The 23,049-nt window shown below is 43.6% G+C and carries 23 protein-coding genes and 1 tRNA gene; 14 read left to right on the top strand and 10 right to left on the bottom strand.

Annotated features, from left to right (window positions below; translation table 11 throughout):
• The first annotated feature begins 51 nt into the window (after window positions 1-51).
• The 3 genes from SIB64_RS07455 to SIB64_RS07445 all read left to right on the top strand — a co-directional run bounded on the left by SIB64_RS07455 (window position 52) and on the right by SIB64_RS07445 (window position 2,516).
• Window positions 52-654, top strand: coding sequence for an ATP-dependent Clp protease proteolytic subunit (locus tag SIB64_RS07455; RefSeq protein WP_413442611.1), 603 nt, complete (start codon window positions 52-54; stop codon window positions 652-654).
• A 736-nt stretch (window positions 655-1,390) separates the two neighbouring features.
• Window positions 1,391-1,573, top strand: a complete 183-nt coding sequence (locus SIB64_RS07450) for a hypothetical protein (RefSeq protein ID WP_413442610.1) — start codon at window positions 1,391-1,393, stop codon at window positions 1,571-1,573.
• A 112-nt stretch (window positions 1,574-1,685) separates the two neighbouring features.
• Window positions 1,686-2,516, top strand: a complete 831-nt coding sequence (locus SIB64_RS07445) for a PfkB family carbohydrate kinase (RefSeq protein ID WP_413442609.1) — start codon at window positions 1,686-1,688, stop codon at window positions 2,514-2,516.
• A 49-nt stretch (window positions 2,517-2,565) separates the two neighbouring features.
• Here the strand turns inward: SIB64_RS07445 and SIB64_RS07440 are convergent, their stop codons facing one another.
• Window positions 2,566-2,721 carry a PCP reductase family protein gene (locus tag SIB64_RS07440; RefSeq protein ID WP_413442608.1) on the bottom strand — a complete coding sequence of 52 codons (156 nt, stop codon included), beginning with the start codon at window positions 2,719-2,721 and terminating at the stop codon, window positions 2,566-2,568.
• Window positions 2,722-2,763: 42 nt separating this feature from the next.
• On the opposite strand from SIB64_RS07440, the gene SIB64_RS07435 reads away from it, so the two are divergent.
• From SIB64_RS07435 to SIB64_RS07425, 3 genes are all read left to right on the top strand, one after another.
• Window positions 2,764-2,982 (top strand): hypothetical protein, encoded by a 219-nt coding sequence (locus SIB64_RS07435; RefSeq protein ID WP_413442607.1) that lies wholly within the window; start codon window positions 2,764-2,766, stop codon window positions 2,980-2,982.
• 130 nt (window positions 2,983-3,112) lie between these two features.
• Complete coding sequence (locus SIB64_RS07430; protein ID WP_413442606.1) at window positions 3,113-3,301, top strand: hypothetical protein; 189 nt, start codon at window positions 3,113-3,115, stop codon at window positions 3,299-3,301.
• A 1,365-nt stretch (window positions 3,302-4,666) separates the two neighbouring features.
• Window positions 4,667-5,146, top strand: a complete 480-nt coding sequence (locus tag SIB64_RS07425) for a hypothetical protein (protein ID WP_413442604.1) — start codon at window positions 4,667-4,669, stop codon at window positions 5,144-5,146.
• Between the two features lie 2,225 nt (window positions 5,147-7,371).
• Here the strand turns inward: SIB64_RS07425 and SIB64_RS07420 are convergent.
• Window positions 7,372-7,560: a hypothetical protein gene (locus SIB64_RS07420; RefSeq protein ID WP_413442603.1), complete on the bottom strand. Its 189-nt coding sequence runs from the start codon at window positions 7,558-7,560 to the stop codon at window positions 7,372-7,374.
• 395 nt (window positions 7,561-7,955) lie between these two features.
• Here SIB64_RS07420 and glyQ point away from each other — a divergent pair, with 395 nt between their 5' ends.
• The 3 genes from glyQ (at window position 7,956) to SIB64_RS07405 (ending at window position 13,428) form a co-directional block, all read left to right on the top strand.
• The gene (glyQ, locus tag SIB64_RS07415) at window positions 7,956-8,846 is read left to right on the top strand and encodes a glycine--tRNA ligase subunit alpha (protein WP_413442602.1); all 891 of its coding nucleotides are present in this window, start codon (window positions 7,956-7,958) and stop codon (window positions 8,844-8,846) included.
• A 975-nt stretch (window positions 8,847-9,821) separates the two neighbouring features.
• Window positions 9,822-11,708, top strand: coding sequence for a ComEC/Rec2 family competence protein (locus SIB64_RS07410; protein WP_413442931.1), 1,887 nt, complete (start codon window positions 9,822-9,824; stop codon window positions 11,706-11,708).
• A 970-nt stretch (window positions 11,709-12,678) separates the two neighbouring features.
• The gene (locus SIB64_RS07405) at window positions 12,679-13,428 is read left to right on the top strand and encodes a hypothetical protein (RefSeq protein WP_413442601.1); all 750 of its coding nucleotides are present in this window, start codon (window positions 12,679-12,681) and stop codon (window positions 13,426-13,428) included.
• A 186-nt stretch (window positions 13,429-13,614) separates the two neighbouring features.
• Here SIB64_RS07405 and SIB64_RS07400 read toward each other — a convergent pair whose 3' ends face one another.
• Complete coding sequence (locus tag SIB64_RS07400) at window positions 13,615-13,770, bottom strand: hypothetical protein (protein ID WP_413442600.1); 156 nt, start codon at window positions 13,768-13,770, stop codon at window positions 13,615-13,617.
• A gap of 150 nt (window positions 13,771-13,920) precedes the next feature.
• Here SIB64_RS07400 and SIB64_RS07395 point away from each other — a divergent pair.
• The 4 genes from SIB64_RS07395 to SIB64_RS07380 all read left to right on the top strand — a co-directional run bounded on the left by SIB64_RS07395 (window position 13,921) and on the right by SIB64_RS07380 (window position 16,020).
• Window positions 13,921-14,007, top strand: a tRNA-Ser gene (locus SIB64_RS07395).
• A 549-nt stretch (window positions 14,008-14,556) separates the two neighbouring features.
• Window positions 14,557-14,766, top strand: a complete 210-nt coding sequence (locus tag SIB64_RS07390; RefSeq protein WP_413442599.1) for a hypothetical protein — start codon at window positions 14,557-14,559, stop codon at window positions 14,764-14,766.
• Window positions 14,767-15,182: 416 nt separating this feature from the next.
• Window positions 15,183-15,335 carry a hypothetical protein gene (locus tag SIB64_RS07385; RefSeq protein ID WP_413442598.1) on the top strand — a complete coding sequence of 51 codons (153 nt, stop codon included), beginning with the start codon at window positions 15,183-15,185 and terminating at the stop codon, window positions 15,333-15,335.
• Window positions 15,336-15,720: 385 nt separating this feature from the next.
• Window positions 15,721-16,020, top strand: a complete 300-nt coding sequence (locus SIB64_RS07380; protein WP_413442597.1) for a hypothetical protein — start codon at window positions 15,721-15,723, stop codon at window positions 16,018-16,020.
• Between the two features lie 160 nt (window positions 16,021-16,180).
• Here the strand turns inward: SIB64_RS07380 and SIB64_RS07375 are convergent, their stop codons facing one another.
• The 6 genes from SIB64_RS07375 to SIB64_RS07350 form a co-directional block, all read right to left on the bottom strand.
• Window positions 16,181-16,369 (bottom strand): hypothetical protein, encoded by a 189-nt coding sequence (locus SIB64_RS07375; protein WP_413442596.1) that lies wholly within the window; start codon window positions 16,367-16,369, stop codon window positions 16,181-16,183.
• An 839-nt stretch (window positions 16,370-17,208) separates the two neighbouring features.
• Window positions 17,209-17,541, bottom strand: coding sequence for a helix-turn-helix domain-containing protein (locus SIB64_RS07370; protein ID WP_413442595.1), 333 nt, complete (start codon window positions 17,539-17,541; stop codon window positions 17,209-17,211).
• The gene (locus SIB64_RS07365; protein ID WP_413442594.1) at window positions 17,538-18,191 is read right to left on the bottom strand and encodes a hypothetical protein; all 654 of its coding nucleotides are present in this window, start codon (window positions 18,189-18,191) and stop codon (window positions 17,538-17,540) included. The genes SIB64_RS07370 and SIB64_RS07365 overlap by 4 nt, the downstream gene beginning before the upstream one ends.
• Window position 18,192: 1 nt before the next feature.
• Window positions 18,193-19,221 (bottom strand): AraC family transcriptional regulator, encoded by a 1,029-nt coding sequence (locus SIB64_RS07360; RefSeq protein WP_413442593.1) that lies wholly within the window; start codon window positions 19,219-19,221, stop codon window positions 18,193-18,195.
• 511 nt (window positions 19,222-19,732) lie between these two features.
• Window positions 19,733-20,164, bottom strand: a complete 432-nt coding sequence (locus SIB64_RS07355) for a DUF2237 family protein (protein ID WP_413442592.1) — start codon at window positions 20,162-20,164, stop codon at window positions 19,733-19,735.
• A gap of 1,192 nt (window positions 20,165-21,356) precedes the next feature.
• Window positions 21,357-21,548: a hypothetical protein gene (locus tag SIB64_RS07350; protein WP_413442591.1), complete on the bottom strand. Its 192-nt coding sequence runs from the start codon at window positions 21,546-21,548 to the stop codon at window positions 21,357-21,359.
• A gap of 40 nt (window positions 21,549-21,588) precedes the next feature.
• Between SIB64_RS07350 and SIB64_RS07345 the strand changes: the two genes are divergently transcribed.
• Entirely contained in the window at window positions 21,589-21,789 is a 201-nt protein-coding gene (locus tag SIB64_RS07345; RefSeq protein ID WP_413442590.1) for a hypothetical protein, read from the top strand.
• A gap of 909 nt (window positions 21,790-22,698) precedes the next feature.
• On the opposite strand, the gene SIB64_RS07340 is transcribed toward SIB64_RS07345, so the two are convergent.
• A complete protein-coding gene (locus SIB64_RS07340) occupies window positions 22,699-23,049 on the bottom strand; it encodes a hypothetical protein (protein WP_413442589.1) in 351 nt (116 codons plus the stop codon).

Genomic DNA, 23,049 nt, shown 5'->3' with positions numbered 1-23,049 from the left:
GGCCGAAGTTCATTTCATTTTTTTCAAACACCGTTCAAAAGGATCTGACCCATGCCAATTGGAACTCCAAGCGTCCCCTACCGTCTTCCTGGCAGCCAAATGGAACGTTGGGTGGATATTTACACCCGGCTAGGTGTCGAACGCATCCTGTTTCTCGGCTCGGAAGTGAATGACGGAATCGCCAATAGTCTGGTTGCACAGATGCTGTATCTCGATTCAGAAGACAGCAGCAAACCGATCTATCTCTACATCAACTCACCCGGAGGGTCAGTGACCGCCGGCTTGGCGATCTACGACACTATCCAGTATGTGAAAAGTGAAGTCGTCACCATCTGTGTTGGCCTTGCTGCATCAATGGGAGCTTTTTTGCTCGCAGCCGGGACGAAGGGAAAGCGTGTTGCTCTTCCCCATAGCCGAATCATGATCCACCAACCTCTGGGGGGCACAAGCCGCCGCCAGGCCAGTGACATTGAAATCGAAGCGCGTGAAATCCTTCGGATGAAGGACATGCTCAATCGCTCTTTATCTGATATGAGTGGACAGAGTTTTGAAAAAATAGAAAAAGATACCGACCGTGATTACTTCCTGAGCGCTCAGGAAGCAAAAGATTACGGATTGATTGACCGGGTGATCACCCATCCCACCGAGGCATAAGCCGGAACGACACCAACACGGACAAACCACACTGCTCTGGAGCCTGAGGAATCAGGCTTCGTTGATAAAAAAACCAGCCATCAAGCAGAAGTAGCGCCACCAGCAAAGCGATACATACAAAATTCAATCTTCTTTACGCATAATAAATTTTTACGCTGAACTTGTCTCGACAAGATTCGAACCAATATCCAATATCCAATATCCAATATCCTGACAGCGGCTGAACTCAACGGCAAGAAATCTTCCACAGCAGCTCAGCTCCTAGGCGTTCAATTTGGCACACACTTTCCGACGCAAGATCACTTAATAATTTCTTGTGCTTGGGCATAAAACAACGCAAAAAACTTTAACAAAACAAGAAATTTATCTAAAAAAATCCGGAAAAGCAATATTGCTCCATACGAGCATAAACTATCTTGTGAATGGATGAATAAGAGCCCTGATATAAACATTCCAAGACTAGAGATAAAATCCATTGTGTGATGGAATCATGCAGAATTCCAGAGCGGCCTAGGACAGCACATCGAGAGCAAATCGCCGCTGAACGCGGTGAACCAACGACCAGTTGAAATCGACCAAGTCGGGGCTGATTCGGACCAAGGGGCAAGGGGGGTGGAATCACCAGAACATCACCAAAGAATTGAAGATGTTTAACCAGACTCAAAGACCTGACTTCACCAGATGAACATTGATCGTATGGATATCCAATAGAGCACCACCTTTTACTGATCAAGCCATGGATAACCTACAAGCCACCCTGACAGCACTGACATATTCCACAGCCTTGGTCCTCCTCGTCTCCGTTGGGGCAGAACCTGATTCAAGGGTTGGGCAACAGACAGAGCTTGCCGAGAGCCAAGAGGTTGTTGAATGGATCTGTGACGAGTTTCTGGAACCAGGGATCTGTGAAATGCTTTGAGTACAGCTGCATCAAGAATGCATCTCCATCGCAAGCACGCCTGGAGAACGATGGACACCACAAGTCGCGACTGCTGCAAAATAATTAAAAAGAGATCGCAGAAACAATCCCCATGCAGACAGCAATGAATAAAAGCCTTTCAGGACTCAAACTGGCCGTGATCGGTCATCAGGAATGGGTCAACTTCTTGAAGGTGGACACCTTGCCGAAGCCAGGCATGATCAGCCGAGCCGAACGCACACTCGAGGAGCCGGCCGGTGCTGGTGCGGTGGTTGCGGCCCAACTGGCACGACTCACGAAAACGATTGTTCCCTTCTACACAGCGCTCGGACGAGATGAGATTGGTCAACGGAGCGTTGCACGATTGCGACAACTGGGAGTGGAATGTCATGTTGCCTGGCGGGACGGTCCAAGCCGCCGCGGACTCAGCCTTGTCGATCAAGGAGGGGATCGAGCGATCACCGTTATTGGCGAACGTCACACACCACATCCAGACGATCCGTTGCCCTGGGAACACTTGACACTCTGCGACGGGGTGTTTGTCTCTGCAACAAATTCAAATGGGTTACGACTGGCCCGACAGGCAAAAGTATTAACGGCCACTCCACGTCTGGGCTTGCACGTCTTCAAGACTGCGGGAGTAGAACTGGACGCACTGATTGGAAGCCGACTTGATCCAAGCGAACAAATTGAAAAGGATGCATGGACCCCAACACCAAGGGTGATCATCGCCACCGAAGGCGCGAGAGGCGGCATCGTTCAACCAGGCGGGAGATATCAGGCAGTGGAACCGACAGGCCAACGCATTGAATCGTATGGATGCGGCGACAGTTTTGCCGCAGGTGTTACTTGTGGGCTGTCCGCAGGCTGGCCAATTAAAGAGTCGATCGAGCTCGGCGCGCGATGCGGAGCAGACTGCGTTACACGATTTGGACCGTATTGATAAAAAAAATGATTTGTTCAACGTCAAACGCGGATCCACGTTCTGTGACCTACTTCGGAGCCATACTGGATTTTGCCATGAGATAAAAAGCAAGCGTGACTTCATTCTCTCCTGCGGCGCTCGCCATGGCTTCCACTTTGCGCCTCACAGCAGGACGTACAATAAACGGAACATCTTTTTTAAGAGCGCTCAGTGCTTCTGGCACCCAAATCACGATTCATTCCAGGGAGATGAACGAACAACGTTCGTGACCGATGAGACTACAGCACGAAGAAATACCCGACCACGCAGTCGCGCATCAGGATTTAATGACAGGGAAACGATGCCACGAATCGGCGATGACGCCTTCAACGTCTGCCTGGAAGACGGAGCTGGCCTGATCTCACGGATGACTATGCAAGCAAGTTTCGAAGCCCAGTCTGAATCTGAAGATGTCAATGGAAGACAGCAACGGATGCGGAGTTGACGATTGATAGATTCTTGGCATGCTATGTCATGAAAAAGGCATCAGGAAAAGGTCACCAACCAAAACAAGATGTGATAACCATGCCGGGATTAGGCATACTGCCACTAACAGACGCTCCAGGAACAATGCAATGAAGGACAAGCAAACAGCACAGATCCATCAGGACAATGCGGAGAAGTTCTATCGGCAAGCGCAGGTGCAAGCCGAAAAGAACGGCGATAGTGAATTATCAGGACAGTTGATTCTGCAGGCCCTGAAACAAGAACGTTTATTGAGCAATCTTGGCCCTCAGGTTGTTGATTTTATCAAGAAAGGCTAACAAGCCACTCAGGGATATTAGAACGAATGGCCATTAAAAAAGGAGACTTCTCTCGTAATATCAGCCATTAAAAATCATATTTCTAATCAAAATATCGAACTGCATGTCAATACGACAGCTTGAATGAAATGGGTCAAATTGACAACAGGCAGACGAGAGTTGATGCAGATAGAGGTGGCCCAAATGCGCATTAATTCGCAACTTCAACAACAATCAAAAAAATTTCAATGCTCCATAACATCCAAAGGCAACACACCGAGCGTTAAATGTTGACGAAAATTGAATCAGCAATGCCATAAAATAAAAACTAAGTATAAGTTAAAAAAATCAGTGAATTACGAGTCAAGGCTTTACCAACGAACCGAAGGTCGCTTAAGTAGAATACAAAAAGGAAACCGATTATGTATCAAGCGCAACGCAGGAACTTGGAACAATTGCTGGAGCGCAAGTGGGCAGAAGTCAGCAAATTATCGGAGTTGCACAAACAAGAACTCAATCGGAAACTCAGGCCTCGCACAAAACAGGAAAATGTCTCGGATGAGCTCTTGAAGAAGCTTATCAATAATTGTTTTCACGATTTAGAGGCGAGCTAAAAAAGAATTTGATTTGATCAATCGCGAAACTGCTGCAGGCAAATAATTCAAAGCAAAGACCCAATGGTGATTTTCATATTGAATACGAATGATTCAATGTGTAACTAGATTCTGATTGAGCTTCCGAAACTTTTTAATAGTCAAGGATTGGGGCTTTGGCTTTAATTATTAACAAAATATTCGGCAAATAAAAATGAAGCGAAAGAAATGCAGAAATTGGCAAGACATTTATAAGGCATGCCAGCATTTAAGGTAATTTATTCAAAGAAAATCGTACGGCTCAAAGCATAAATTGAATCCAAACCGAGGCGATCAAGGATACACTTATCTAAAGCAATTTTCTGAATTATAACCGAGCAAATTCAAGAGAAAGAAGCCGAAAAACACTCCAATTATAAAGGAACCGGCAATAAGCTCTTTTTCGTAATCTTTTTCCATCGGCGAAAATACATGTGCCTTTCATTAGATCAGGAATGGAGCATTAAAACTGTCACTGAAAGCACATGGAGACGCAAATGAATTTTATCTCTGCAAAGTCGTCTGTGATCAAAAAACAAAAAAGAAAAACAGTGAAAAACCAATCAAAGCTTGGACAAAAGTTCAATAAAGATCAAGTCATTGGGTACACTAACTCAACAGAAGGGGGGCAACCGAAATAACGAAATAACGAAATAACGACCACATGCAAAAGATATTAATTTCAAGGCAAGTACTTTTCTAAAGACGCAGCCAAACAGAAAATGTGTGTTATGGTGTGCTAAATAAATTTTCGATGAGTTTTCAGCCTAAAAAGATTTCCGCAAAAGTCAGAGCAGGAGACATTGGAAGATTCAATCCATTCAATTCAGAGTTTGTGATGGGTTCCTTTAAAACCTCAGGAAAAAAGTTTCGATCAGCTCCAAGAGGCTTTTTCGCAATTGAGCCAGCGGCCAATGCAATATACATGGGATTCGATTACAACAACGACGGTATAATTAGCGTAAGGGAGGAGGCTTTTGCCAGGTTTACAGTCCAGATCAATCCTTTCGAGACAAAAACAACAACAGATAAGCTGGTTGATAAATTCTCAAATCCCAAAGCAAAAGGTAAGATTATGTTCAAACGCAAAGTCCTAGACGACATCGTTGCATTCGAATCGAGTATTAACAAAGATAAATTAAGCCCTGTCGCAGAAATGTTTAACGGACAGCTGATCGGTGGAACATATCCATATGAAGCACTGATCGACACTCTCCTTGATGGCCAGATGTAATCCTGATCAGGCTCTTCCCATTGTGAAAACGTAGGGGAAGAGCATTCAGGTTTTCAGAGCTTGGGAGTTCACCTAAATATTACATACAGATTAGGTTTAAAGGTGTAAGCAACAAAAAAGCTGCTAAGTGGGAAATTGGCTAATTTTATTGGTGCAATCAAACTCTCTTCTCTCCCGTAGCAACAACGATAAGCTGACAGCTCGATACAGACTTGAAAAGCCAATCAAGGCGGATAGGTATCAACGGGCTATAGAGAAAAAGACCATAAAAAGCTTTTAACCTCAAAAGCCACTGAAACGAAGGAAGATTTCCAAGGCACCCAAGCCGAACAAAAATGTTCCGCCAAGTAAAGCAAGTTCCTTTCGATGTTGTGCCATCGGAAGCAGGGCAGAGCCCACGAGCAGCGCACCAAAGAATCCAAAAGAAATCTGTAGACCCAACATTTAGAAGGGTTAATCTTTTCAATCATCGCACGGCTCTCTTGACGTAATTTCATTAAAAGCACTCAACAAAAGGGGTTGCCCTCGATACCTCAGGCCAAGTCTTAACTTCAATCAACAAAATACTGAATCTTGCCAGTCCAGCACGTGGGTACCAAAACTGAAGTGGCATTGATGGGGGACTACCACGGCATTTGCAGAGGGAGCCCTTTCCTTCGCAATGTGATGGTTCCGCCTTCAACGATCAAGGGAAACAGAGAAGAACTCATTGCCGAAAAACAAATAATTCAACTCACAAAAGTATTTAGGTCAATTTATAGTCAATGGTCTCCATCACAAAAACTATACAATGATCCCCAACTTAAATTCGCAAATCCATCAGTCAATACGGAAGAATCACACAGTTTAAATCTCCCATTCGGGGGATTTAAACACAAAAGGTTCAAACGATACTAGACAGATTAGGAGCAAACGTAGCTCCACATGAAACAAATGAAGGAGTCCATGCGTGATAGCTTTGATTCTCTTTACACTTTTATTGTTCGCTTACGGCACAATGCTTCAGAAGGGTCGGCAAGTTTCGAACCAAAATAATGTTAATTCAAACTTCACTTAAATCAATGATTATTTCCTATATCGGTATCGCGACATGCCTTGCCATTTATGCAAATGTAATCAGAATCATCCATACTGAGATTAAGGCAGAAAGAAAATTCACCATTAAAGCGTCATTAAGGCAATAAAAGGTCAAACAAAGAACAATGAAATAAGTCATTAAACTCAATTCACAGGAAAACTAGAAGGAAATTTCGAAAAACAAAAATCAAGAAAATCATAATCATCAATCAAGAAAAGAATATCGCCATTGCTAATGCGATAGAATCACAAATCAGCTAACACTTCTCGAAGCAACATGGATTCAAAACATGAAAAAATAGAATCTAATAATTGAAAATCAATGAATCAATAAATGCAATCAAAAAAGAATAATAAAAGTGGTTAACTTCTGTTCATTCATACACATCATATAATTGATGAGTTAAAAATTTATCTATAGTCACAAAGACGTCCAATACTTTGCTTTGCAAAATAGACGCAAAAGCTATAGCTTGCAACAGCTATAGACATGTATCAATAGCATTTTAATCATGACAAGGCTGCTTTCTCTGCGTAAATAATGCAATGATAGGATAAAAGTTTTTTGTATTCTAGCGCAGTCAATAACTGTTATCAATAGGAACACATCCATAATTTTGATGTATTAACAGGGTCCTTGATTCTCAAGAGCGGGGTGGGATTTATGTTTTTTTAGCATTTAGATTGATGTTCATCAGCCACTCTTAACAGGAATAGATTAAAAGTATCACTTCGTGCATTAAGGAAGCATTCAATGGGGCAGAATTAAGGAGCGACAATCGAATCCTTAAAAACTTGATGAACGATGCCTAAAGAAAACAACTTGCTTGATTGGCTTGGCACCATTGCGTTTAGTCTTATCGTATCATTCATGATTTGTTTTGCTCTTACAATAAACTAGCACGCAATCCACAGCATAAAGCACATAAAGTCGAGTGATATGATCATCGAAAATTGATCAAATTAATTTAAAAAATATTGAGAATATTTCAGCATCACAGCAATCAATCAAGCCAATCACAGTGCGCCTTCATCGATACTGAAAGACACAATAAAACGCGTTTTGTTTAAATCGAGACAAACAATTGTCATCTCAAAGAAAACTGAAAGCGATGACAGCAAGTGGCGAATAAGCTATTCGGTTTTCATCAACAATCATATTCAATCATTGCCTTCTGTTGTCGTTTTAATTCATCATTTTCTTTCATTTGTGATTCATCGTACGCAGATGTGCCGTAAATCGTAGAAGGAGAATAAAATGACTGATTCCTGAGAGAGGAAATGCGCTTGGCAAGAAGGCTTAGAGACCATCTCGCCGCTGAAAGAACTTTGCTCATGTTAGTTACAATGCATCTATTGAACCAATAGCCACAGGTTTCGATCAAAGCAAGTGCAAGACAACTTATTAATCATATCTATAGGGTTAATACCTTGGTCTACTGACGGTCAGTGCATCGTCTTGTAGCAGCTTCGTTATCGCGATAATCAAAATTTGGGTCAACGGCTTCTGATTGCCTGCCTTTAAGACAAGGAATAACTTTAAAGCGGTGACCAGTAGAATTCTATTGCTTCAAAGATATATAAATGATTCAACAGTCCCTTATTTGACCAGCAAGTATGCTGCAGGCGGTTGAGTTCAGTGTCGTGGTCTAGGATGATAAGCAAGCTAAAGCACTGTTTTCTCAGTGTTTGCGCAACCTAAAACCAGTCATACAAAGGGGGTTTACGCAATATGCATTTCCAGGACATCATCAGCACACTCAACCGGTTTTGGGCAAACCAAGGGTGTTTGTTACTGCAGCCTTATGACACCGAGAAGGGTGCTGGAACGATGAGTCCTCACACAGTTCTTCGTGCCATTGGTCCGGAGCCTTGGGCAGTCGCTTATCCAGAACCATGCCGTCGGCCAACCGATGGACGGTATGGCGACAACCCCAACCGGGCGCAGCATTACTTTCAATACCAGGTCTTGATTAAGCCTTCACCTGATGGAATTCAGGAAACCTACTTAGCCTCTCTTGAAGCACTAGGAATTCAAACCCAAAAGCATGATATTCGTTTTGTTGAAGACAACTGGGAATCTCCAACTCTCGGTGCATGGGGTGTTGGCTGGGAAGTCTGGTTGGATGGGATGGAAGTGACACAATTCACTTATTTTCAACAATGTGGTGGACTTGACTGCAAGCCTGTTTCGATTGAAATCACCTATGGATTAGAGCGACTAGCAATGTATTTACAGGATGTTGAAAATATCTGGGAATTAAGTTGGAATCCTGAAAGAAGCTATGGAGACATATGGTTGCCCTTCGAAAAAGGACAGTGTAATTTTAACTTTGAAGCATCAAACCCGGATCGTCTCAAACAACTTTTTGAGATTTATGAAGCCGAAGCTACTCACCTAATTGAACAGAAATTACCTGCGCCAGCGCTAGATTTTGTTTTAAAATGCAGTCATACCTTTAATTTATTAGAAGCACGCGGTGTCATTTCCGTAACCGAGCGAACGGCAACGATCGGTCGAATTCGAAATCTTGCACGTCAAGTGGCTGAAAGCTGGCTTGCAGAACGAGAAGCCTTAGGGTTTCCCCTACTCACAAAAGAGATGGCAGACGTTGGTGCCTAATCAAGAAGCATCGTCATTGAAAGCATCTCAACACTAGCCAGCTAAAAGGATTCTTTACGGACGCAATCTTTAATCGTAATCAAATATCGTCTATTAACGATTTCCTTCCGATACAAAATAACAATCGCCGAGATTAATTATTAAAATCTAAATATTGTATCCCTTCTAATTATTCCGGCCTCAAAATTACATTCGAGAGGTGAAATCTCCCTCTTCGCAGGGACAAACGAGGTTGCAATCATCGTCAAAATATCTAGATTCACCCCAACAAGCCAAGGGCCAAGTATTAACAGTCTGCCGAAATACACGACTTACCAACAGGAATAGATAAGTATTTATACTCTGAGTAATAACTCTCGACCAATAATAAATGTATTTGTCTATACACAGGAATTTAATTTCGCCCCTATACTACTAAAAATAGAGGTAATTAATTTGAGCTTTTCTATTCCAGCCTTGCTCATGGGCATTGCACTCTCCTTTGTCTTCCATCTTGTTCTATCCCCATTCTTCTGAAGCAATTTATAATGTTGCATCAGAGATATCCGCGAAAATACTGAACCTTTCATTTTAGTAAATACTTTTCCGTCAAACCTTTGCTCACCAAGCTAAGTGTTTTAATATCAGTTTTTCTTAAGCTGATTGCTTTGTATATTATAAATTTCATGCACATCAAGATTCATTCGTTGAGTGAATATTGGCGTCCGACAGCTTGCCACCAAACGGCCATTTGCATTAAGCATCGCACACTCATGCATCATTTATCCAAACATTGCCCCATACCTTTATCCAGTTCTTTGTCACCTCAACAACCATCAACCGTACAAACAACGAAGTTCATATCTTAGTCCAAGCCAATTCAACGACGAACACTTCGAGGTCATCGCCAGGGGAACACTTTCACTAGCGATCTGAAACACCCTGAGCAGGCGTCCACCCGTTCACTGCATCGCCTTCAGCATCCTCTTGCTTCTGATGCTGCGTGGATTGTTCTGGTCACCAACTCCAGGCCCCTCCGACCCTGTTCATCAAATCACTTCACCCCCAAGCGAAGTGAGAGTGCAAGGCCGCATTGTCGCCGATGCCAGGACATTGACTGATGCCTGTTCAGCCTTGATCAGCATCGATCAGCTCGATCAACACCACAGTGATGGGCGTATCGAACTCCTCCTTCGTCCCTGTGAAAGAGCTCCCGAACAGGGGTGGAAGGTCGAAATTTCAGGCTTGCTACGGCATCCACCGCCATCTCCCCATCCAACGCTTGAAGGATCGAGGGATCGTCTCCAGCGTGAGCAGTGCTGGAGTCAAATCCGAGCTGAATCGATGGTCGTGTTGCAACAACCATGGACTCCGTTCGCGGATCTTCGCCGCCGCATTGCACGACGACTTCAAGCTGTGGCTGGACAAGAACGGGGAGGCTTGCTGGCGGCATTGACAGTGGGCAGCGCGCAGGTTCAGCTTCCTGCTGCTGTACGGGATGCCTTTCGAGTTGCAGGACTGTCCCACACCCTGGCCGCCTCAGGATTTCATCTATCCGTTCTGCTTGGCGTTGCGCGGTCGGTCGGGCGACGCACCAAAAACCTCCAAAATCCGTTAGCTGTTTCGGCATTAGCCATCTTCCTCTGCCTCGCTGGAGCACAGGCATCGGTGGTGCGTGCGGTGCTGATGGGCTCAACAACCCTGCTGATCCGTCAAACAGGTGAGAGGAGCCGAGCAGTGGGTGTTCTGACTTTCACATTGATCGTGATGCTGGCCATCCATCCAGCCTGGGCTCGATCCATAGGGTTCCAATTCAGTGCCGCAGCAACAGCAGGATTGATCCTGAGCGCACCGGCACTGGAACACCGAATCAGTCACCTTCTACCGAAAAGACTCAATGGCCTGGCCGCAGCGATCAGCATCCCCTTGGCTGCATTGACCTGGACGCTTCCTCTCCAACTGCTGCATTTCGGGTCAACGCCTCTGTACGCCGTGCCCGCGAATGTGCTGGCGGCTCCGCTGCTCACTCCTCTGACGGTGTTGGCGATGGTCAGCGCCCTACTCAGCCTGGTAGCCCCATTGCCAGTTTTGACGTTGTTGGTATGGCCTGTGCAGCACTTGGCGGGGTGGCTGATCGGTCTTGCCAACTTGATCAGCTCGCTTCCAGCTGCGCAGATCCTCACTGGCCATCCCCATCCATTGGTGGCACTTCTGTTCCTGATCGCGTTGCTTCCATGGGTGTTGCCGCAGGCGAGGCGGTGGCGATTCCTGCTCCTTCCATGCGCCATGGTGTCAGTTGGATTCCACACATCGGATCAATTCAGTGACGAGTTGGTGGCGGGTCATCGCTATGGCCGACATTGGCTTTTAGCTCGTCACAACGGACGAGGAGCGATGGTGAGCAGTCATGGCGATGAACGCAGTTGCCTCGTAGCGCGACGCTTGTCCCATGTGCATGGCCATCGCCATCTGGATTGGGTCTACGTGCTCAACCGAATTCCCCACAATGCATCAGATTGTTGGCGACAACTGGCACCATCACTCCACAGCAATCAATCTGGCATCCGCCGAGTGCATCCTGGCCAAACGCTTCTGAGCCCGGGTCTGTCTCTTGCGTTGCCCAGCGACAAGAACGGAGCGATGGAATTAAGGGCCGGCAACCAACGACTGCTGTTGCTCCCCTCCATACAGACCCTCTGGAATCTTCAGGACCAAAAGCGAGACTTCAGTTCGAGGCTTCAGGCACCCATGGGCCTTTGGGTTGGCTTCTGGACGACACGATCACAGCGCTCCTGGTTGAGTTCATTGCAGGAGCAAGGCGTCTTCGTGATCGGGCTACCAGAGAAATCGGAGATCACTGCGGGGCGAGGCTCTCAAAAGTAGTGGTGCCGAACAGGTGCAAGGACAGAGGGCAGAGCCTGGTTAATCGCGCACAACTCGAAATCTTGTAAGAGAAAACACTGGACCTTGAGTTGTGTTGGCTTAGCAACTTCTTGTGCAGTTTTTTTAGTATGAAGAAAGGCTTGTTTGATGGCACTCAATCCAACCCTCGATAGCTTTCTTAAATGCAGCCAATATTTGATTTTAGCCTACGCATCATTTGAAGGGTTGCCACAGCCTGCAAACGATGCGTTGTCTGCGAAGAATTGCTTGTCATTCTCGGGTGTTCCATACTCTGATTCTTCTCTCATTGTGTTCGCTGCAGAGTTAGCAAAAAGCAATCAAGAGAGAAGCAACTCATATTAAGCCGAGTAGCAGTACATCAGTGCCAGCGCGGGCAATCCTACGCGTTAGCACCAGTTGCCTTGTAGAAAGAAAGGTCACCGAAGCGCACAGCCCATGGATCTTCGGCAGTTATTAAACACTCCATTCTCGTTCAATCGTTCAGGGTGTGTTGTTTTCAAGCCTATCCTGTCTGGGGATGTCTTAGCCGGAACGATTTCAGAAGCAGACAGACCATTGCTGCAACGAACACTGGGGAGGAACGGGCAGCGACCACCGCAATCCAGGACGTTGTCTTAGCTGATCGACGTGATTAGCGATCAGCAATCACGTCGAAAACGAAGCCCGCCTTAGACGTTTGACAAGAGAAGCTTCGATGACTCAACACTGTTCGCTTGCAGGATCAAAGCCAATTGTTGTCGGTAAATTGATTTTCTTTAGCATTGCCCCTGAATGCAATGATCAATTGCATTCAATATGCTGGCTTGACTGGACGTAGATTTGCGAGGCAAACTGTTAGCCATTGCAATTGGCTTCTCTCGAAGGATTCTTAAGAGAATGTTTTGACGAAGGGAATTGCGAGATCGTGGCGCTATTTTTAGTCAATTAAATTAATTTCATCTGTTGCGTCATGGCAAAAGCTCTGAAGGCGAAGTTATTTTCAGGCGATCTGAAGTCGCATGATGACGCTACAACGGTTGCAATGTTTAAACTTAGCGGGAAGAAATACCGTTCAGTTTCAGAAGGTTACGTTGCTATCAATAAGGACGAAAGCTCCATCTACATGGGCTTTGACCATGATCAAGACGGCTTCATCGCTGAAGGGCATCAAGAGGCTTTTGCACGTTTCACGCTTCAACTTGATCCGTTTAGCGAATCAAAGTCTTCTGCAGAGAAATTGGCCGATAAGTTCACAAGCGCAAAGGCGCGTGGAAAGATGAAGTTTAAGCCACTTCGTGTGCCGGATGGTCTTGTCTCCGATGAAGTGTTTGTCATTGATGGACATATTGATCGCGTTGAAATGACTTTCCCGACAAAAGTGGTAGGTGGTCGAGGTGTCTCAGGCGGCGGTGAGAATGGGGCCTATGAATATAGTGACTTTTTTGAATCACTAACAACAGGAACTGATGCAAGCGACCTTGATGGCGGAGATGAGAACCCCATGCAAACAATGTTCAAGAGCAAACGAGCAGCCAAAAAAGCCGCCAAGAATTTTGAATGCAAAGGGGCTCACAAAATGGGTGACTTATGGATGGTTTGCAATAATCATGCCGACATGGTGATGCCAACTGAGGATCACTCCGACCATGATCATTCTGGTGACGACCACTCTGGCCACGATCATTCCGGTCATGACCACGCCCACCACCGCATTGTTTAGCTCGAGTTTTTGTTGAGCTGTTTGGCTTAAGGATGATGCTCCAACTGTGTTTCCCTTACTGCTTTGGCTCGCGCTTCAGCGGAATCACCATTCAGATCTGTTTTAAGCAAACTCCTTAATTCAGGCAGTTCAACGTGCAGTTCTGTCTTTTGTTGGAGTTCAACTGTGAGCACCTCTGCCGTGCGACTAGAGGATGGGTGGCATGCTGGCCAAACGCTTCTGAGCCCGGGTCTGTCTCTTGCGTTGCCCAGCGACGCAAACGGGGCGATGGGATGAAGGGCCGGCAACCAACGACTGCTGTTGCTGACCTCCATACAGACCCTCTGGAATCTTCAGGACCAAAAGCCAGGCTTCAATCCGAGACTTCAGGCACCCATGGGCTTTTGGGTTGGATTCTGGACAACACGATCACAGCGCTCCTGGTTTAACCAGAGAAATCCGAGATCACTGCGGGGCGAGGCTCTAAAATCTAATGGTGCCGAACAGGCGCATGGAGAGGTGGCAGAGTCCGGTTGATCGCGCACGACTCGAAATCGTGTAGGGGTAACACCCTCGTGGGTTCGAATCCCACCCTCTCCGTTTTTAGATCAATGCCCTTCAGCAAAAAAGCAAAATGTGATGTTTTTACTTAACAGAAGCACATACAAAACCTTTACTATAGAAAGCGGGCAAGAAAAGTTGTGATCTCGTCATTTCGAGGCGGCAACCAATCCAGTTTCATATCAAACGGCTCGCACAGGATAATCAATATGAAAAAAAATTTATACACTATTTCAAACAATTCGCGTCCTGACAAATGAATTACAACAGGACTTAATTATCGATCCATTATTACAAGTCAAACTCGAATTTAGCGAGAGTGGCATTCTGATCAAAAAGAGGAAAATCCTTAAGCCAAACCCAAAAAAATCAATAATCGAAGGAAAAAAGTTAAATTTTGGACCATTTCAAAACATATTTAAAAGAAGTTGGCAGAGAAGATCCTTGAAACCCTAAATTGCAGAGATTCCAAAATCGTTTTCAACCATAAACCTGCAGCAATTCAACTTGCAAGCCTGAGGCGACACAATGGACTATCCCCGTTAAAGCACAATGGGATAACCATAATCAAAAGATGAGGCCAACGAAATGAATGCCTTCAACTCAGCTTTGTTTGTGCCGACGCAAAAATTCGGAGTGAAGGGCAGTTGCTTCATCGAGGAAGCCTTGATCCCACAACATTATGACCCGATGGGTCATCCAGGGATCAACATCTCGCAAAAGCGCTTTCTTAAAATTTTCCTTAAGAGCCTTGATGTCGTCGTGATACATAACGAATACAGCTTTTTGAACTTTTAGATAAGAGCGGAATCGAAAGCTGCAGCAGATTTTACAGTCAAGTAAGATTCTCAACAATTAGAGCGCTGGTTCTGGCAAGAGTTGGGCCTGGAACAACTGAACTTAGAAAATCCAACATTCGATGAATCCTAAACAGCCGCCAGAGAACGAATCTGGGAAAAAATAATCAACCACTAGTTTAATAGCTTCTATCGATTGGCTTTACGAATACCTCAATCCCAATCCTGAGGGGACGGAGAGAGCTTGACACTGCGTTTATAACATGACAACAGCCAATTCATTAACACGTAAGTTCCATCCGTTATTGAACAAGCCCTATTTAAAACAGAATCATCATACACGATGGAATTGTTTACAACACACCGGCACAACGTCCTACCTAAACCACAATTGATTCAACCACCGCCAAGAATTCGATGCACACTCTTTGGTGCCCCCGTAAGAAAAAGAAGCCATCTGGCGATCTTGTCAATATCATGTGTTTCCCATTCCAAAGGGAATGGGCCAAAGATTGGAAACAGGATGCAATAAGCACTGATGAAGCGATCAGTGAAAATAAAAATGATTGAACTTACTCGCAATCAAACCCAGGCAACACACCATACAACCAGACATAGACCTCGTCACACGAGAAAAAAGCGATTAATAAAATAAAAAGTGGAGGAGATTGATCAATTCAAAAGCCAGTACGAACTTTGATCACATTATCCTAGAAAAACATCATTGTTATCTTGGGGACGATAATACTAAAGGCCAAGACCGAAATAAAACCAATACAAAGATTATAATTTCGTGAACAAACAAAAGGACCCTAGATAACGCCAATACCGATTTCTGAATCCAAGAACAGAGTTGATTTTCATCAATACACGGAAAAACAACTCTCATACACAAAAAAAGTGACGCAGCACCTAGGAGCTTTACGATCATGGAGCCAGCCGCGCATAACAATTCATGGTGATGCCAGACGATTTCGATTACTCAACCTCCATCGCCATTATGGATGTCAGGGAGTTGTTCCCTTCTATCGACCCTGAAAACCTATCTCCTCAGGATGTCGTGAGCATCCTTTTGCATCTTTTCATGCAGAAAGATGGATTTGTAAACCGAGGCCATGAAACCAACAACAAGGAGACAGGTTGGGTCAATGCGATTCTCTTCAGGTTGAAACGGGGCGATGATGAAAACGGTGTGGAGTCATTCGTCGTCGAACCCATCGGCTCAAGTGTCGACAAAATGACTGAACTACTTTGAACAGAATGGCGCAAACAAAACTTTCACCCTTGGTGAGGTCAACAAGAAAGACAGGTATTCCCTTGCGGAACCAGAAATTAAAGCACTCTCATGCTCAGAAAACTTTTGCATTTTATATATAGCTGAGTGCATTTAAGCGTCACACGAGAGTGTGCATGAATTATGGCTCGCACGTTGTAACATCAAAATCACGGTCGAAAAGCGATAAAAGTAAGTCCTGTTCACTAATGTCTGGCTTCCAACCTGTTTTCGCCAATACAATAATTGCATTGATGATCGCTTCTTGAGCCGTGCTCTGAAGAACGTCCTTGAAAACAGGGATCGCAGCTTGATCCTTGCTTCGCCCCAATTCCTCAAAACATCTTCGCCTTGTAATCTTGTTAGAGAGCTCAGATATACTTAAATTCTTGACAGCTTTTAAAGGTTGGCGCAAAGGTTACTCCATATCGCTCTGTACTGGCGGGGTCGCAGCAAAGTAGCGATCAGCGGGCTTTCCAACCGTGCCGGTTTCTGCTTACATCAAGGAAAGAGACTGCTCTTCACATAAGCCCCAAACAACGATATCGAGACGTTCAGCCATTGAATCATCAGATATAAATAACTCTATCTAGAAATTAGAAAATAAAAGACAGAACTACAAGCAAGACCTATGAGAATGAAAAAATAGAAAAATTGGAAATAAAATGAATATTTTCTAATAAACGCAAGCAGTAATCAAAGCCAAGTGAACAGCTGCTCATATCGTAAAGAGTGCTGCGCAATCACAGCAATAATCAATAAAGCCAAAAATGTCACCAAATTGAACAAAAATAATATGCTCTATTCATCCAGAAATTTCATGGATGAATCCAGAAACAAGTGACAATTACTTTGTACGCTTATCAATAATTTCAATCAAGTGAGCATCATGCTTGATGCAGAAATCATTGACACATTGCCTTAAAATATGACCAATCGAAACTGATTCTGTATAACAAAGCAACTTTAGCTTTCGATGGAGATCATCACTTAGCTCGAATGTAATTCTCTTCATTCAGGAAAAGTCTGAATCTAGCGTTGTATTAATATTTTACTCAATTCGATAAGAAATGGATAGCCTCACCGGAAAATTAACATTACGTGATATACCAATGAAAATGGTCAACTATTGCAATCCAAGCAAGTTCGTTTGAGATTACGCTTTAAGTATTATTGGCTCAATCTGTTGCTGCTTCCAAAAGAAATGATCTTGGCACGTTCTAATGTCTGGCTTGGTAACTCACCAAAGTTTATAAAATAGCGCCGTGAAAACCGTCCCTGGTGCTTGAATCCATAACTCAGGGCAATTTCCTTCACGGTGTGATGAGAATTTGTTGGTTCGAATTTTTTGTAGAGAAGAGCTCGTCTTGCCTCTTCTAATCGTACTTGAGTCATCATTTCAATAATGCCCATGCCGAAATGATCCTGGCAAACCCTATAAAGGGAAGCCTGACTTGCATCAAGATATTGACAAACTTCAGAGAGAGTTAATGGCGAACTCATTTTTTGAATATCATGTGATAGATCAACAATTTCTCCCAGTAATCTTTGATTTTTGATATCGCTTTTTTTGTCTTTCTGTGATTGCCTGTCTCTAAGCAGGCAATCATCAGATCATAATATTTTGTTGGATTGGCTATTTCAGTTGCCAACTCCCTTCGCGTTAAACGCTTTAATTGTGAAAAAGCCTGATTGTTGGTATCAATACCCTTGTGTTGAGTGAGCTTCTCTAAAGCATCAAGTGCATTACAATCTTCTAAGGATCGGATTAACATTTTTTGATTGAGCATACAGGCTGTTGAAGAACACGCCTCTGAATACTTACCCCATGAACTACCAGGAGAAGCGTTTAAGGTATTGAAGCCTGCAATGCTGTGAGCCCTCATTTCATATCCCTCACAAAAACCGAAATGATTAGTCTTATGGTGAGGCGTAATCCAGTTGAAATCTACGGACCAATCTGTGCCCCAACCTTCATAAAGAAGAGTTTTTGTTGCGCTTATTTCTGCAATTGCCATATTAGTTGATTTTTGATGTGACATCACATATGTCCCTTCTCCCAATTCAAGTTGGGTAATCCGTGTAACTTGATCAAGTTCCTGTAGCGTTTCAGAAAGCTGATTTGGATCTGTATATGACAAGGATAATTTCATTTCATTTCCCCCTGATCAAATCAGAAACAAAGACACTTATTTTGCTTGACTTATCAATTGTTTCTTCCGGGCTTTGTTGGAATGTTGTGAAGTAAATTCGCCTGAAAGAATTCCAATTGTTAAAACCATAATAATGCGCATTCTGCTTTTTAGTAAAGTGTTTTAGTCCGCATGGAACATGGGGGTTGAGATATGACTTTTTAACTTGCTCTAACCTGATACTTTTAATTAAATCAAGGATACCCATATTAAAACTCATTTGACATGCTTCGCCTAACGATTGTTTTTCAGAATTTAAACATTCAGCTATTTGACCAATCGTCAGAGGTGGCAAACCCTGCCTATCTTCATGCAACAATTTAACAAGATCTTCTACAAGGTCTGTTTGATCAGATCTTTCAGTCACCTTAGCAGACTGAACGCAAGGTTCCTCCAAAGTTGTAATTGCTAAATCGTAAAACTCATCGCTACAAGTTAATCCTTTTGAAAAATGCTGTCCAAATAAACGTTTCAGCTGCAAACATGCTTCACTTTGCGAGTCAATACCGATACATTCTTCTAATCTCGCATAGGCATTGTAGGCATTCATTTTATTAATTTTGCTTTTCATTTTATCCCACTTCAAACTCATGCAACAAAGAAGAGTGTTGGCCCCAACCACATCCCAAATGTTGCCACCTGTCTTATTCAACCGGTTAAAACCGGCAATGCTGCGATTCTGCATTCTATGTCCACTTATAATTGTTTTAGATTCGGATAATTTATCTTGACTGCCAATCCAACAAAAAGCAACTGAATTACAGTTAGCTTCTTCCTCATACAAAAGGGTTTGATTTGACTTAAAAATTTCGAGATGAACATTTTTAATTGGTGCGCAGATAGAACTAGTCAGCAATTCACCTTTACTAAGCTGAGTAATATTGCATGAAAAATCTGAAGTTGAATAATATTGCTCATAATGATTTTTACAATACGATTGCATCCCAAGAAGATCGTTAAAAACATATTCTTTTGCATCTTTCGGCTTCATTTAAAACTGGCGTGTATAAAATGTATCATTGGATTTATGGACTATTTTAGTACGGATTTTCACAACCTACATCGTGTAAATTTATTTTTTTTGCTAACATATATCACATTTTATAAACTGCTCTGCAAAGACTCCCAGGTAGAGTCTTAAGGTAACAGGCCGTCGAAACCGGCTCTAGCCCAGTGGTGATGCGAGTGGAGGTTTCCGCTTTATGCAAAGCAGATAAAATGCTATTCAAAAATTATAAATCGAGGATATTTAGCATTGTAATTTCTTCACTTTAGTCAATTGACAACATAGATATAAATTATTCTCTAAATAGCAATGTCTGAATCGCAAACACATCCCTTTACCAACAGAGCACGTGTCGATAAGCCGTTTTGAAAAAATTTGCCCTTGCCCTAGAACCTGAGGGCTCAAGGATCATATTCATAATGTCCAATCGACTTGCAGTTCTTCCACACTAAAAAAAGAAGAAAGTGATTTTCGTTGTGGAAAAAAGGACTAAGAGCTAAGAGGCTGAATCTTGATAACTATACAAAATATCGGCTGAAATAATTTGAAGCGCGGAGCAATCAGTCGATTCCAATATGACTGGAGGTGCTACACCATCTTGCCAGGCTTGTTGCCATCTCGTTAAGCAAAGACACCAGTGATTACCGGCAATCAAACCGGGGAAATCAAGTTCTGGTATTGGATCTATCAGATTGTTACCTTGTGCAAATGAGTATTTTAAATAAGTTTCAGTCATCACACAACACATAATATGTTGGCCAAAGTCTGATTTATCAGATCTGCAAAACCCATCAACAAACCAACCCGTCATAGGATTGCATCCACATTCTTGAAGAGGTTCTCCCAGGACATTCGTTAGCATTGTGCAAGAAAAAACAGGGCTCATGCCCTGTTGAATGACTCGATACTCAAAAATAAACCGTTTCAAGCCCTTATTTCAATAAGAACTTTTGACTACAGTATGCTGTACTGATGCAATGACGTCATTGTATTTTTAGTACAATTCCTCTTCAATTACTGATCTCTTTCAAAACACTGCTTGTCATAGTAAAAGTCTTTTATCACATTCATTGGATCATTTACCCTATTCTACTCAATATTGAAAAGCGATCACATCCGGCGTTTTTGTACATCATCTACGTCGTTTCAATGGCAAGAAGAGCACCTGCTTATCCTTGCTTTGTAAGCAAATATCTTCTTTGAAAGTTTGCCAATGCAAGGCACTGAATTATCTTAAATTGACATCAAACCCATAAGAATAAGAGCCATTGATTTTTGCAATATAGATCCAGGTTTTTGTTATCACTAATGTTTCTAGTCGAGAAACAGCCAAAACTCAATCAATTACATTCAACACGTAGCCGCCTGATGGGAGGATAGCCAACATTCCTAAGCTTCGTCCTAAAAAGTGTAATGAGATCTTCAAAAAGCTAGCCTATGGACTAAAGGCGATGGAGATTGGGATGCAAATTAATCTTCAATGATCGCCTTAACCAAAATATCATCCATCTTTTTGGCGATCATAAAAGGATCAGGTTGCTCTAGAATCTTGATATAGAGATAAGTCCATAGCTTTCAATGATTGGTCAATCATAGAGAATTCGCTGTTAAGATCATCCTACTTTTTGATAATGAACGGTAGCGCATAAGAAAATGGCAACATGTAGCCTAACCTAGGCATAATCCTCAAGCTATTGAAGGCAGCCAGCGTGGAAGTTACTCTACTTTCCTGTTTTAGATTGATAATTCATTGATCAAACCATTTAGTCAGTCCACCTATGACTCTGAATAGACAAAGTCCGGAATTGATTTGATGCCAAATTATCGACATCTCGAACGCTAAACCGAACAGGACTGATCGGCATTTATACGGATGTACATTTCGATACAGTCAGCTATGACTTGATGGGGAGAGCAAATGCGTCGAGCCGGAGCAAGACTCCGGTTTTTTTTGCGCTTGACGGATACGCATTTGGAAAAATCTATGTTGACAAGCTATGTCAAAAAAATGTTCTGAGTTTTATTCAAAACGCAGTTAGTATGGCCTGAGATTGACCAAATTATTTAAATCTTATAAGGAAATTTGGATTGCCGGGTCCTTTTTTCTCCGAAAAAAAGACCTATGACTTCTTGGCAGCCTTTGGATCAAGAAATTCAAGGAGTTCTTGCAATTTATCATTTGCCACGCGGACGTCAGCAGCATCAGGCATCGAACCTTCTTCCATCACAGTGGCATGCAGATCACGGCACATATTGCGAAGCTCCTGCAAACGTGCTTTCACTTCATCACGCTTTTCTGAAGCTTTTGCCATTTCTCAAAAAACTTATTTCTCGAAAATAACATAGTGAAGGTTGGCGATCAGAAAGCATCCAGAGGCGACAAGAGCTGAGCTTTCAGACTCCCTTGCAAAGCTCACACGCCTGAAGAGAAGCGATCCTGCTCTGGAAGCGCAAGAGCATCGGATATCTCTCTGCTTCGACAACCGGGAGCGGATGGAAGCTCCTTGGCAGCGCAAGGCCGATTGCCAATCTCAGTCACCGAGACGCCACTGAACCGCCAAACCCGCTAAACCGACCTCTGCATCCGGGCGCTAGATCTAGCGCTTTAACAGGTATGGACCGATCTCAGGACACAAAAAAGCCGGCAAAAATGCCGGCCGGGTGATGGGGATATCCACAACCTAACCCAGAAAGGCAGGCACCGCAATGGATCTCCTCTGGAACAAGCCGCACCCTGTGCCGCAGTTTTTCCACTTTTCTGTGGAAAAACTGCTTTGTGCCGCTTTGCTCAGTGTGCAAGGCACTGAATCTGGCGCTCCAAAACCATCCACACGCGGACTCGCATCGGGATCTGGCGAGATCCCCGATGGTGGAGTTGGTGCTATTTGAGCTTGATTCAACCCCCTTACAAAGTTGCAGATTGTTGTGTTCTTGTTTGGTGCTCAGCTTGGATAACAATCCTCCAAACTCATCCCTACCACCGCCATGAAGGAGCCCTAGACATGGAGGCAGCCAAGGCCAATGGAGCCCTGAAGCCCGGCCGCCATGCATGGGTCGGTGAAACCAGGGAAGCAAATGGATCTGAGACTGACCAATGCGGCGAATCGAAACAATCCACCAAAACAAGAAAATAAGGATGTCTTTCCCAGCTGATTCAAAGATCACGCTGTCAAGACGAGGTTCAGAAAGAGAGATGATCACGCGCTATCAACACAACAACCTTTAACGAACCATTCCACAGTGATTTCAATCCGCATCCTTGATTCATTGATTAAAGCTCATAAAAGAAGCTTAATCGTCAAATATTTCTTCAAAAATGAGACAACTTGAATTCTTCTATAAAAAGTCTGGGACTTATTAATCCATTTGCCATGATTTTTACGCCAGCCTTCAAGATCAAAAAGGCCTAATCATCAAAAAAGTGTGAATCGAAAGCAGGTACAGCCTGATGCTTGCCATGGATCAAATGCTCAGTTCAAAGCACCGATGCAGATGTGCAATCGCGTGATGCCGATGTCGATTGGAACCACAGGTTCCCATCATCCCCAGCCAAAAACTGCCATCTCCCTGGAAGACAAGAACAGGTTTGGTTGTTCCTTTCCCATGAGATTCAAGCAATGACATGCAGAGTTTTTCAGCAACTTCTGGTCCCTTGGGGCGTTGCCTCAAACGCCGCAGTAACGGATCGACCTGCGAGAACGAGACAAACGTGGCACGTTCAGAATCGGTTACCAAAATCAATCCATCAAGCCACTGCACCTCAACAAGCAGCTCCTCAATCGTCGAAAGCAGCTTTGGAAGAGGGAAAGCCAC

It is taken from the genome of Synechococcus sp. MIT S1220 (genome assembly GCF_047303025.1).
Taxonomy (GTDB): Bacteria; Cyanobacteriota; Cyanobacteriia; order PCC-6307; family Cyanobiaceae; genus Parasynechococcus.
The sequence above is the reverse complement of the archived record's forward strand: the minus strand, read 5'-3'. Positions and strand labels throughout refer to the sequence as shown.